We start from the raw sequence: 11,432 nt of genomic DNA on the forward strand, positions 1-11,432 counted from the left end.
TGGACGGACGGTGTTGGACGGGGTGGGTTTAGGCGCAGCAGCCGCAGAGTCGTCTGACGAAGCGGCCGGCACCAACCCGTGCAGCGTCAGGGCAAAGAAAAGCATGAACGTCGAGATGCCTACTCGTCGGAACGCGGCGCTCGATCGCATCTCCCTCACCCCCGGCTTGCGGAAGCCGACCCCGTGGTGCCGACCATTTCACCCATACCACCTCAAGTTTGGCAAGTCCCCACCCTCAGTCGCCGCACGACCGCCCGGATCATCCGGTTCGAGCGGGACCCAGCCGCGAGCCCTGGGATACCCAGAAAACCCCAGGGATGAGGCGATGAAATGCCTGCTCGGACGGGTCAGGCCGATCGAACGATATGGAGCACGTCCTCCGCATATCGGTCGAGCTTCGCCGGCCCCACGCCCGGTACAGCCAGCAACGCAGCCCGGGACCCGGGCTTCGCAAGCGCGATGAGCGCCAGCGTCTTGTTGTCGAACACCACGTACGCCGGCACGCCCGCATCTCGCGAAACCCGCAACCGCCACGTCCTCAACGACGTGAAAACCGGATCGTGCTCCACCTGCGTAACCACGTCGCTCTTCCGAGGGGGCCCGTCCGATGCCCCACCGAAGCGTGAAGGCCCTCCGTTGAGGTGGGACGCCGGGCGGGACCCCTCCACAGCCCCGACCAGATCACGCAAGAACGGAGACGGCTTCGGCTTTTTGCGTCGCTCCGTGTCTCGGGAAGCCGCGTGCGAGATGTACAGGTGCCGGCGTGCGCGCGTGATGCCGACGTAGAGCAGGCGACGTTCCTCGGCCAGCTCGTCGTCGGTCCGCGAGAGGGCGAACGGTAGCTCCTTGTCCTCGAGTCGGGGGAGGAATACCGCATCGAACTCGAGGCCCTTCGCGCGATGGTAGGTGAGCAGCAGGACGCCGCGGCCCTCGGAATCCTCCGTGAACCGAGAGCGGATGTCGTTCACGAACGCTTGCAGCGAGGTGCCGCCGAACTCCTCAGCGAGGCGGACGAGCCGCGCGAGGTCGGCCTGACGCGTCGCTTCATCGTCCGAGGCGACACCTTCGAGGTCTGCTTCGTAGCCGGCCGCCGCTGCGACGCGCTCGACGGCGCCGGTGACGTCGCCGTCCAACTCGTGCCGGAGCCGATTGAGGACCGCGCGCGCAGCCGGCCGTCTCAGGAACGACCCATCGCGGACCTGGAACGGGATGGCCGCTCGCGAAAACGCTTCCTCGAAATCCTCGGATCGGCCGTTGATCCGGTGCAGCACCGCGATCTTCTCCCACTCGACGCCGTCGTCGTGCAAGCGGCGGATCTCGCCGGTGATCCAGGCGACTTCCTCGGCGCCGGTCGAGAACGCGCGCAACGTGGGAAGGGGACCCGCTTGTCGCATCGCCCGCAGCGGGTTGGTCGAGCCTCCGAGCTTGGGAGCGAGCCGGTTCGCGATCTCGATCACTTGCGGCGTCGAGCGGTAGCTGGTCGACAGCCGAAAGACCCGGCAGCTCGCGTAGCGCTCGGGGAACGAGAGCAGGTAATGCGGAGTCGCACCGGTGAATCCGAAGATCGACTGATGATCATCACCGACGACGCACACGTCGACCCGAGAGCCGGTCCAGGCTTCGAGCAAGCTTTGCTGCAGCAAGTTCACGTCCTGGTACTCGTCGACCGTGAACGCCCGGTAGCGGGCGTGAACGATGTTGAGCGCGCGCGGGTCGTCGTGCAGGAGCTGGAGGGCACGCTCGAGCAGATCCTCGAAATCGATCCGGCCGGCGCCGTTCTTTCGCTTCTCGTATTCGGCGTAAACACGGTGCATCAGATCTGGCGGCACGGGCGGCTGGTGACCGTCCAGGCGATCGATGTATCGCACGGCCGGGATGCGTCGATTCTTCGCCCATTCGATCTCGGTCGCGAGGTCCCGCAAGGCCATGAACTTGTACGGGGCAGGCAGGCGCTGCGCGATCCCGTGCAAGATCTGTGCCTTGGACCCCAGGATCTCCGGTTGGTCGCCTCCCAGCCGCCGGACCTGCGCGAGCGCCTCGGCGTGGAACGTCTTGGCCCGGACCCCGGCAACGCCCAGCGCTTTGAGCCGTGAGGCCATCTCCCGGGCAGCCTTGTCGGTGAAGGTGACGGCGAGGATCTCGTCGGAGGAAAACGCACCGCTCGCGACCTGTTGCGCGATCCGGCGCGTGATCGTGGTCGTCTTGCCGGTCCCGGCTCCGGCCAGGATGCACACCGGGCCGCGGACGGCCAGCACCGCCTCGCGCTGCTCGTCGTTCAGATCGGAAAGGATGTCCAGGTCCACCGGAACGGACACTAGCAGCGGGGTGTGACAGGGATCAGGAGGCCGGTCAGATCCAGTCGCGCTTCTTGAAGAACGTGTACAGGGCTATGGCGCTTGCGGCCATCAACCCGAGCGCGATCTCGAAGCCCAGCCCCTCGTTGTTCGGTGTGAGCGTGAAGTTCATGCCGTACACGCTGGCGATGAACGTAGGCACGGCGATGACGGCCGCCCAACCGGTCAGACGCTTGGTGACGTCGGTCATCTGGTTCGTCTGCTCCATGCGACGAAGCTCCAGGAGCGCATCGACGAGCTCTTCGACGTTGCGGAGCTGATCGGTGATCCGAAGCGTGTGGTCGAGAACATCGCGGAAGTAGGCGGCCGTCTCGTTCGTCGCGACCGTCGTCTGGTTCGAGTCCACGAAAGAGGCCAGGACCCGGCCGCCCGGCTGCGCGTACCGGCGCAGGCGTGCGAGCTGCTGTTTCAGGGTGTAGATCTGCCGGTCGGCAGCCGCGGTCGGATCTTTCAGCAGTTTGTCCTCCAGCTCCTCGACCTCCTCTTCGAGCGTGTCCGCGATCGCTTGGTAATCGTCGACGACGGTGTCGAGCAACGCGTGCATCACGAACGAAGGACCCCGCTCGACCGGCTTCGGTGTGCGGCGAAGGCGCGAAGCGGCTTCGTCGAGGATCCTGCTAGCGCCTTCGTGGAGCGTCAGAACGTAATGACGCCCCACGAAACACGCGATCTGCGACGCCTCCAGCTGCCCTTCCACCGAATCGAGCTGATGGGCGACCGCGAACAAGTGGTTCTCGTACGCCTCGAGCTTCGGCCGCTGTTTCAAGTTGATCGCGTCCTCGACCGCGAGGGGGTGGAGGCCGAACTCTCCCTGGATGGTCGAAACGTCGGAGGGGCTCAGTGAGGCGACGTCGGCCTGGGCCCACACGAGCTGCCCGGCGTCGATGAGGCCCGAGATCTGCTCGAGGTCTCGAACGTCGGTCCACCCTGTGGCATCGGTGTGACAGATGGCGACCAGCACGGCGGGAAACGATAGCGCGGCCGGGTGAACAGGCCCTATTCAGCAGGGCCGGCGGCTGGGGTGGCTCCGCCGGCGACCCTCCCGTGCACCGCGCGGGTTAGCTCGAGGATCTGACGCGACAGGTTGAGCAGCTCCTCGTTCTGCTGCTCCTCCACCTGAACGAGATCCCACTCCGAATCGGCCAGGGCCTGGCGCCGTTCGTCGGCTCGGTTCTGGCTGATCAGCACGAAGGTCGACAGGAAGATCGCCTCGAGGGACACGATCATCGTGAGAAGGCCAAACGGATAGTCCTCGAGGCCGAAGCCGATCCAGATGACGAACCACGCGACGTGGATATACACGAAGCGCATCGAGCCCGCGAACGCGGTGATCCGGTCGGCGATCCTCAGCTCGAGGATCTTCGCGCGCCGGTCGCGGTGTTCGACGAGGGCGGGATGCGGCAGCCGCTGGTTCCGGGCCACGGCGCGCGGGGTCATCTGCTCCTCCTTATCTGGTGTCCGCCGCGAGCGTAGCGAAAAGAGCGAGGGCCCCCTCTCGGGGGCCCTCACGTCGGGAAGCCGGCCTATAAGCGGGCTTCTGTCCGCCGCGCCGTTTCCGGCTGGGCGGGGTGGCCATCTATCTGGGACCGGCGTCGCCGCCGGCCTCATGCGGCCTACCCGAACACCGGGCCCCGCTTTCGCGAGACACTCCGACGGGCCGCCGGAATCGGTGCCCTGCTTGGCCTTGCTCCGAGCGGGGTTTGCCGAGCCGTGGAAGTCACCCTCCACGCTGGTGGGCTCTTACCCCACCGTTGCACCCTTGCCCGCACCGCCGACGGGGCCTGGCCCTGGCTCGGCCCATCGCCCGCGGCCGTTGGCGGTACCTTTTCTGTGGCACTGTCCTCGGATCGCCCCGAGTGGGCGTTACCCACCGCCCTGCCCTATGGAGGCCCGACTTTCCTCGACCGGTCTTTCAACCGGCCGCGGCCACCCGGCCAGCTTCCTTCCTCCGCAGTTTAGCGCTCGGCGTTCGCAAGGCTAGGGTCGGCCGAAAAGACCACGTTGACCGCCCCCGACGGCAGGTCGGGTCCGATCTCGGCGGCGCCGGCGCAGTGAGCCGACGCGGCGACGATGGACTTTGCGGCGCACGCGAACCGGCCGTGGGTGCGCAAACCGACGGCGAGGAGCAGCGACAACGCGACGAGCGTCGCGAACGCGAAGACGATGCTGGTCTCGTAGAGACGCCGGGTGAGGCGGCTTTCACGGTGCCTGTCGATCGCCATCATCACGTCCATTTATCGGATCGGGCTCCCGATCGGAGCATAGCTACCAGGAGCCATCTCCTTTACGCAGTTATCAAGGGGGACCGGGGACACCTGCACTAGAAGAGGGGGCTTTGCTCCGGGTCGTCCGCGGGCGCGAAGGCGTCGTGCTCCTGGAGCCACGCGTCGATCGCGAGGTTGACCAGGGCGTCGGCGCGCTTGTTCCGCTCGCGGAGTACGTGACGGTACGTCACCGAGGCGAACGGCCGGGCGGCTGCGCGAACCTCCGCGTGGAGTCGCTGGAGCGTCGGGTTCTTCACCCGGTAACGCCCGTTGAGCTGCTCGACGAGAAGCTTGGAGTCGGTCACGATCTCGACCTCGCTCGCCCGGAGCTCCCGGGCGCGTTCCAGCGCGCGCTTCACCGCCGTGTACTCGGCCACATTGTTCGTTGCATGACCGATCGCCTCGGAGATCTCTGCGACCACCTTCTTCGAGGGAGTGCGGATCGTCACGCCGATGCCCGCGGGTCCGGGGTTCCCCCTCGCGCCGCCGTCGCAGAACGCGACGACCCTCACTCCACTTCCAGGCTACGTGGGAACGACGAGGCGACGGCAATTCTCGCAGCGCGGGATCTCATCCGCGCTCGAGCGCTTGATCTCATCCAACGCGACCGGGGAGAGCGAGACCCCGCAGCCGCGACAGACCCCGCCGACGAGCGCTGCCACGCCGACCCCTTGCTTCTTCGCGCGAAGGTCGTCGTAGAGCTCGAGCAACTCCTCGGGGATCTGGGGCGCGATCTGAGCACGCTCGCCTTCGTTCTGGGCGAGGTCGTTCTCGATCTCGACCGCCGCTGCGTCGCGGGCGGCCTCGGCCTCGGCGGTACGACCGGCCAGCGCATCGAGCTTTTCCTTGAGCTCGGCGAGCTCGCGCTCGATGGACTCGCGGTTCTCCAACACCTCGAGGTCCTGGTCTTCAACGTGGCTCTTGCGTCTGCGAAGCCCGTCGAGCTCCGCCTGGATGTTGGAGAGTTCCTTCGGGTTGGAGATGTCACCGCCGTAGAGCCGCTCGGACTCGTGCTTGATCTTGTCCTCGAGCATCGAGACTTCCCCTTCGAGCCGATTCTGGTCGAGGGAGATGGCGTCCAGCTCAGACTGCTTCGCCGCGTGGTCGGCTCGGGCGGCTTCCAGCTCGGCGATGAGATCGTCGAGGATGCGCTGCTCGGGAAGGTCTGCTTTTCGCTGACGAAGGCGCTCGATGGATGAGTCGACGCGTTGCAGGTCCAGCAGGCGTTTCAACGCGTCTCGCGTGACTCCCTCCATGGGCCTTTCCGCCGACTGCAGTTATCAAGCGCGGCGCGGAACCTACCACGTCGGATGGGCGCCTGCCCAGGCAGGCCGTTGCGGGGCGTCCCGGAACCGCTACGAGAGCAGGCCGGCCTGCCCGAACCGTTCGACGGCGGCGCGAACATCGGGAAGCACGTGATCGAGGGTGAGCTCGAACGCATCGGAAACGGCGGCGGCGATCTCCTCGACCGAAAGGGATCCATCGCACAGGGAAAGCACGATCGTTGCGGCCGGATTCAGGTGGTGGAGCTCGCCGCTCGTCTCGTCGTAGACGATCGCCTCGCCGTCGAGCTCCACGGTGGTGAGATCTTCCCGCAGGCTCGGCCGCGAGGCCGGAGAGGTCATCGAGGGGTAAGCGACGCGCCGGCCGGGCCGGCCGTGACTCCTGTGAGCTCTTCGAGGAGGCCGTTGCGCACCACGAACGCCGCCGCTTCGAGCCGAGAATGCACTCCGAGCTTGCCGAGGATCTTCTGGATGTGGGTCCGCGCCGTCTCCGGGCTGATGACGAGATCCTGTGCGATCGATTGGTTGTCCGCTCCCTGGGCGAGCAGAGCCAGGATCTCCCGTTCCCGGCGGGTGAGGCGATCGAGCGTGTTCAAGGCTTCGTCCTGCTGGCGCCGGCGCCGGATGAGCTTGCCGAGCAGGGGACCGAGCATGGACTTGGGGATCAAGGTCTCTCCGCGCGAAACCGCCCGGGCGGCCTCGATGAGCTCGCTGAGGGGACAATCCTTGGTCAGGAATCCGCTGACGCCGGCCTCGAGCGCAGCAACGAGGGTCTGGAGCTCCTCGTCCCGCGCGAGCAGCACGACGCCGCACTCCGGGAGGCGCTCGCGGATCATGGCCGCCGCGCGGATCCCGTCGTAGCCCGGAAGGTCAATGCTGATGAAAGCGACGTCGGGGAGGGTGCGTTCGGCTTCGGAGACGCAGGTCATGCCGTCGCCCGCGTCCGCGACCACTTCGAGGTTCCCGAGACTCTCCAGGACGACCCGCGAAGCCTCACGGAAGAGCGCCTGCTCGTCCGCGAGCAGCACTCGGATCCTTCGACCCCCGTCAGTCATCCCCATCCCCTCTTGCAACCACCGGCCAGAATTCAGGCTATGCAGCCCGGCGGAGAGCCGAACGCGGCGCCTTGCGTATTAGAACTCGTTCAAATGGATGAGAGCAACGGGACGAAGCGAATGAAACGTTCAGCCCGTCGACCGGGGCACCTTGACGATGCCGTAGCGCACCGCGAAGGTCGCGGCCTCGAGCCGGGAGTGCACCTGGAGCTTCGTCAGGATGCTCTGGACATGGGTTCGAACCGTATTGGGGCTGACCGACAGCTTCCCGGCGATGTCCTCGCTGCTGGCTCCCTCCGCGAGCAGGGTCAGCACCTGGCGTTCCCGGGGGCTCAGCTGCCCGGCCAGCAAGGAAGCGTTCCGCTCTTCTGTGGTTCGGGCACCGACCACGACGGCGGCGAGCCGCTGAGGGATCACGACTTCCCCCCCTGCAGCCGCCTCGATCATCGCGACGAATTGGGTGAGGGGCGTGTCCTTGGTGAGGTAGCCGACGAATCCCGCCCGCAGCGCTTCAGCCACGACCTTCGGATCGTTGAGCGCGGTCAGGGCGATCACCTTCGTCTCCGGCAACTCGCCGACGATCGTTCGTCCCAGCGAGATACCGCTTCCGTCGGGCACCCCAAGGTCTATGAGCACGACGTCCGGATGCTCGCGGCGCGCCGAAGCAAGGCCCTCCTCGACCGAGGATGCAACCGCCAAGATCTCCATCCCGTGCCCCTCGAGGACGGAGCGGATCACATCGGCGAATAGGCGGTGATCGTCGACGATCAGGATCCGGATGGTGACTCCCCCTTTTCGGGGACTGGATCCCCCTGGGCGACTCCCGCACCTGTGAGATTCGGCCGCGGAGCGCGGTCATAGTACGCGAGCCGCCTGAGGCCGTGCAATACGGTCACGTGTCGCAATGGATCGAAGATTCCCAATCGCCGCCATGCGCCGGATGGTGCGATATCCCGACGGGCGAGCCGGTGGATGCGTAGGAAAGGTACAACGTTTCGACGTCCCATCGAACCCGTGCGCCGAGTAGGTTCACACATGGTGATCCGCGTCTTTGGGGCACGCGCCGGGGTCATGACCGCCAACGAAACCTCTTCGATCCCTTGATGGAATTCCTCCGAGCAGTAGGCGACGAGCTGCGCCGCGCCCGGCAAGAAGCCGGGCTGGCTCTGCGCGACTTGAATCTGCGCTCGGCCCGGGAGTTCAAGGCCTCCGCCGTCGGTGGCTACGAACGTGGCGAACGGTCGATCTCGCTGGACCGGTTCTGTCGGCTCGCCGAACTGTACGGCGTACCGGCGGATCACCTGTTGGCACGGGTCCTCGAGCGAGCGGCGCCGGCAGGTGATGATGTGGTCATCGATCTTCGCCCTGCTCAGGATGAGGCCATCGGGAACCTCGACGGCTCGGCCGATGCGAGCGGTCCACCCGAGGCGGCGACGGAGCGGACCAAGCACTGACGGCACCCTCGCAAATGAGCCTTTTACCCATCTTTCGAGCACTCTACGTATGGTTTCTACTTCGCTCTGCGCATTGTGGGCCTCGACGGGCGGATGTACCGTTCATCAGGGGAAACAGGAACAGCCCGGCCCGATAGGACCGGTTGGCGGAAGCAGGGGGAGACATGCCTGACGAAGAGACCAAGACCAACATCTCACGGCGACAGCTCATCAAGCGCGGTGCGATCGTAGGCGGCGCCGCTATCTGGGTACCGCCGGTCGTGCAGAGCATGCGTATGCCGGCTTTCGCTCAGGTCGTCGGTTCGCCACCGCCCGTGACCTGCATCATCGACGGCTTCATGACGGGCGGCGGCGCCGTCGAAGCGTTCGACCTCGACTACGAGCTTCACAAGCTGAACTGCCCCGGCCAGCCGAGCAATCAGTCACCGCATCTCGTGGCGAACTGGGACGACAACGAGTTCGTAGTCACCTCGTACACCTCCATCACCTGTTCCGATAACCTCGGCATACCGAACGGGGCGAATGCAGACTTCGACACGATCTCCGGGACCGCCGTCGGGACCTTGAACGGGGTGCCGGGGGCGACCGCCCAGTTCGAATTCGTGGATGCAGGCGAAGGCCAGCCCCCCAATGGGGACATCGTCACGCTCGTCATCAGCGACGCGAACAACGTCGTTGTGCTGAGCGTCATGAATCAGCTGATCGACAAGAGGAATCAGCAAGCGCACGGGGGCATGGAGGCCGAAGGCCGGGCCTGCCCGTAAGAACGCTCGGAACTCAGCCGGCGTGCAGGGCGGCAACCTGCACGCCGGCTTCTTCTAGCGAGAGCCGTACGGCGCGCGCGATGTCGACCGCGCCGGGCGTGTCGGCGTGTACGCAGATCGTTTCCGCACGGACCTTCAGGCGGTCGCCGTCGAGCGTCCCTATCTCCTGTCCGGTGGCGAGCGCAACCGCTTGGCGAGCGGCTTCTGCCGGGTCCACGATGAGCGCATCCGGATGGTCGCGCGACGCGAGGCGGCCGGTCGCGAGGTAACGACGATCGGCGAACGCCTCTGCTGCCACGGAGAGGCCGGCATCCGACGCCGCCGCGAGCAGCGCCGACCCCGCGAGGCCGACGAGGCGGAGGGTGGGGTCCGCGGCTTTCACCGCGTTCGCGACGACGTCCGCAAGCGCAGGATCGTCCGCCGCCTGGTTGTAGAGCGCGCCGTGAGGTTTGACATGTGCCAGGGGGACGCCTTGCCTCACGCAGATCCGCGCGAGGGTGCGGATCTGCTCGAGGAGGGAGGCGTGCAGCTCGGCAGGCGAAGCTGCGAGGCTTCGACGGCCTTTCCCTTCTCGGTCGGGATAGCCGGGGTGCGCACCCACGACCACGCCGAGCCGGGCTGCCTCGCGGATCGAGCGATCCATCGTCGCCTCGTCGCCCGCGTGGGCTCCGCAGGCGATGCTCACCGAGGTGACGAGGGGGAAGATCGCGAGGTCGTCGTTCCCCTCACCGACGTCGGCGTTCAGATCGATCGTCATCCGAGCCCCTCGAAGCCTTCGTGAAGCACTCGCAGGCGCTCGCGCCGGGCCGCACGCGCGTCTTCAACATCTATCGTCGCGAAGCGCAGGGTATCGCCCGGCCTCGCTTGCGCCAGCACCGGGAGATCCGCCGAGATCACCGTCGCGACTTTCACGTATCCGCCCGTGGCGGGCCGATCGGGGCCAAGAACGATCGGCATGCCGTCGGCCGGAACCTGCACGGAGCCGGTGACCACGCCCTCGGGATCGAGATCCGCCGCGCCGGCGATCCCGATAGGAGCTCCCTCCAACCGCACGCCGGCTCGATCGGACCACGGCGAGACGCGATAGGCGCTCGAGTAGAACGTATCGATGCCTTCGTCCGTGAACGCGTCCTCCTGTGGGCCGCGTACCACGCGAAGGATCGTCTCCCGGGCGGTCTCGGGCAGCGCGCCGGACGCGAGCGCGCGTTGATAGTGCGGACTCCCCGATGCGGGTCCGATTGAGAGCACGTCGCCCGTCTTCAGAGCACGGCCGTCCAGCCCGCCGAACCCCGCAGCCACGAGCGTCGAGCGGCTGCCCAACGCAACCGGCACGTCGATCCCTCCTGCGACGGCAAGGTAGCAACGGACGCCGGATCTCGTCGTGCCGATCGACAACGCGGTACCGGCCGGGATCACGAAGGAACGGCCGGCGGGGACGAGCTCGCCGTCGATGCGCGCCTCGACGGGCGCTCCGGCCAGCGCACAAACGTGCTCATCAGAGAACAGAAGCTCCGGTCCCGCGATCGTGATCTCGAGCGCGGCGGCACCCTCGTCGTTGCCGGCGAGCAGGTTCGCGGCCCGGAACGAAAGCTCGTCCATCGCGCCGGAGGGCGGCACGCCCGACGCTCCCCAGCCCGGCCGGCCGAGGTCTTGCACGGTCGTCGAAGCGCCCGGCCGGAGGACGTGCACGCTCACGTCGGGAGGAAGCGCACGGCGGCGCCCGGAAGCAGGAGCGCCGGTGGATCGCGCCCGGCATCGAACAGTGCGAGGTCGGTTCGGCCGATGAGCCGCCACCCGCCTGCCGTGGCTTGCGGGTAGATGCCGGTGTAGGAGCCGCCGATGCCCACGCTCCCTGATGGGATCCGGGTGCGCGGCGTCGCGAGTCGCGGGGTCGCCAGGATCTCCGGCATCCCGAACAGATACGGGAATCCCGGCGAGAAACCCGTGAAGCCGACGACGTAGGAGGCGCCCGAGTGCCGGCTGATCACCTCGTCCTCGGTCATGCCGTGCAGCTGCGCCACCTCGACGAGATCGCGTCCTTCGTCGCCGCCGTACCGCACCGGGATCTCGTGGACCGTCGCGTCGGCTCGATAGGTCGGGATCGAAGTGCGCTCCAGGCTTTGGAGCAGGACCGCGGACGGCTCGCGGTCCGGCTTCAGCACGACGAGCAGCGTACGCGCGCCGGGAACGAGATCCTCGATCTCCGGCAGCCGTCGTTGCAAGAGGTGGTGGTAGGCCGCGAACGCGGAAGCGTTCGC

General features: G+C 66.9%; 14 protein-coding genes and 1 other RNA gene. 2 read left to right on the plus strand and 13 right to left on the minus strand.

The window, feature by feature from the left end; all coding sequences use genetic code 11:
* Window positions 1–347: 347 nt before the first annotated feature.
* The 10 genes from WEB06_01705 to WEB06_01750 form a co-directional block, all read right to left on the minus strand.
* A complete protein-coding gene (locus tag WEB06_01705; protein ID MEX2554329.1) occupies window positions 348–2,303 on the minus strand; it encodes an ATP-dependent DNA helicase UvrD2 in 1,956 nt (651 codons plus the stop codon).
* 46 nt (window positions 2,304–2,349) lie between these two features.
* Window positions 2,350–3,315, minus strand: a complete 966-nt coding sequence (locus WEB06_01710; protein ID MEX2554330.1) for a magnesium transporter CorA family protein — start codon at window positions 3,313–3,315, stop codon at window positions 2,350–2,352.
* A gap of 35 nt (window positions 3,316–3,350) precedes the next feature.
* Window positions 3,351–3,791 (minus strand): DUF1003 domain-containing protein, encoded by a 441-nt coding sequence (locus WEB06_01715; protein MEX2554331.1) that lies wholly within the window; start codon window positions 3,789–3,791, stop codon window positions 3,351–3,353.
* A 73-nt stretch (window positions 3,792–3,864) separates the two neighbouring features.
* Window positions 3,865–4,296: RNase P RNA component class A (gene rnpB, locus WEB06_01720), an RNA gene on the minus strand.
* 13 nt (window positions 4,297–4,309) lie between these two features.
* The gene (locus tag WEB06_01725) at window positions 4,310–4,576 is read right to left on the minus strand and encodes a hypothetical protein (protein ID MEX2554332.1); all 267 of its coding nucleotides are present in this window, start codon (window positions 4,574–4,576) and stop codon (window positions 4,310–4,312) included.
* A gap of 98 nt (window positions 4,577–4,674) precedes the next feature.
* Window positions 4,675–5,130, minus strand: a complete 456-nt coding sequence (locus WEB06_01730) for a ribonuclease HI family protein (GenBank protein ID MEX2554333.1) — start codon at window positions 5,128–5,130, stop codon at window positions 4,675–4,677.
* Between the two features lie 12 nt (window positions 5,131–5,142).
* Window positions 5,143–5,874: a C4-type zinc ribbon domain-containing protein gene (locus tag WEB06_01735; GenBank protein MEX2554334.1), complete on the minus strand. Its 732-nt coding sequence runs from the start codon at window positions 5,872–5,874 to the stop codon at window positions 5,143–5,145.
* Between the two features lie 99 nt (window positions 5,875–5,973).
* A complete protein-coding gene (locus WEB06_01740; protein MEX2554335.1) occupies window positions 5,974–6,243 on the minus strand; it encodes an HPr-rel-A system PqqD family peptide chaperone in 270 nt (89 codons plus the stop codon).
* Window positions 6,240–6,956 carry a response regulator transcription factor gene (locus tag WEB06_01745; GenBank protein ID MEX2554336.1) on the minus strand — a complete coding sequence of 239 codons (717 nt, stop codon included), beginning with the start codon at window positions 6,954–6,956 and terminating at the stop codon, window positions 6,240–6,242. Before WEB06_01745 ends, WEB06_01740 begins: the two co-directional genes overlap by 4 nt.
* Window positions 6,957–7,085: 129 nt before the next feature.
* Window positions 7,086–7,736, minus strand: a complete 651-nt coding sequence (locus tag WEB06_01750) for a response regulator transcription factor (GenBank protein ID MEX2554337.1) — start codon at window positions 7,734–7,736, stop codon at window positions 7,086–7,088.
* 323 nt (window positions 7,737–8,059) lie between these two features.
* On the opposite strand from WEB06_01750, the gene WEB06_01755 reads away from it, so the two are divergent.
* Window positions 8,060–8,410: a helix-turn-helix transcriptional regulator gene (locus tag WEB06_01755; GenBank protein ID MEX2554338.1), complete on the plus strand. Its 351-nt coding sequence runs from the start codon at window positions 8,060–8,062 to the stop codon at window positions 8,408–8,410.
* A gap of 164 nt (window positions 8,411–8,574) precedes the next feature.
* Window positions 8,575–9,174, plus strand: coding sequence for a hypothetical protein (locus WEB06_01760; protein ID MEX2554339.1), 600 nt, complete (start codon window positions 8,575–8,577; stop codon window positions 9,172–9,174).
* Window positions 9,175–9,187: 13 nt separating this feature from the next.
* Here WEB06_01760 and pxpA read toward each other — a convergent pair whose 3' ends face one another.
* The 3 genes from pxpA to pxpB form a co-directional block, all read right to left on the minus strand.
* Complete coding sequence (gene pxpA, locus WEB06_01765; GenBank protein ID MEX2554340.1) at window positions 9,188–9,931, minus strand: 5-oxoprolinase subunit PxpA; 744 nt, start codon at window positions 9,929–9,931, stop codon at window positions 9,188–9,190.
* Window positions 9,928–10,869: a biotin-dependent carboxyltransferase family protein gene (locus WEB06_01770; GenBank protein MEX2554341.1), complete on the minus strand. Its 942-nt coding sequence runs from the start codon at window positions 10,867–10,869 to the stop codon at window positions 9,928–9,930. The genes pxpA and WEB06_01770 overlap by 4 nt, the downstream gene beginning before the upstream one ends.
* Window positions 10,866–11,432: 5-oxoprolinase subunit PxpB (pxpB, locus tag WEB06_01775; GenBank protein ID MEX2554342.1), on the minus strand; the 567-nt coding region annotated here is incomplete at its 5' end. The genes WEB06_01770 and pxpB, both read right to left, overlap by 4 nt.

The organism is Actinomycetota bacterium (genome assembly GCA_040905475.1).
GTDB lineage: Bacteria > Actinomycetota > AC-67 > AC-67 > AC-67 > DATFGK01.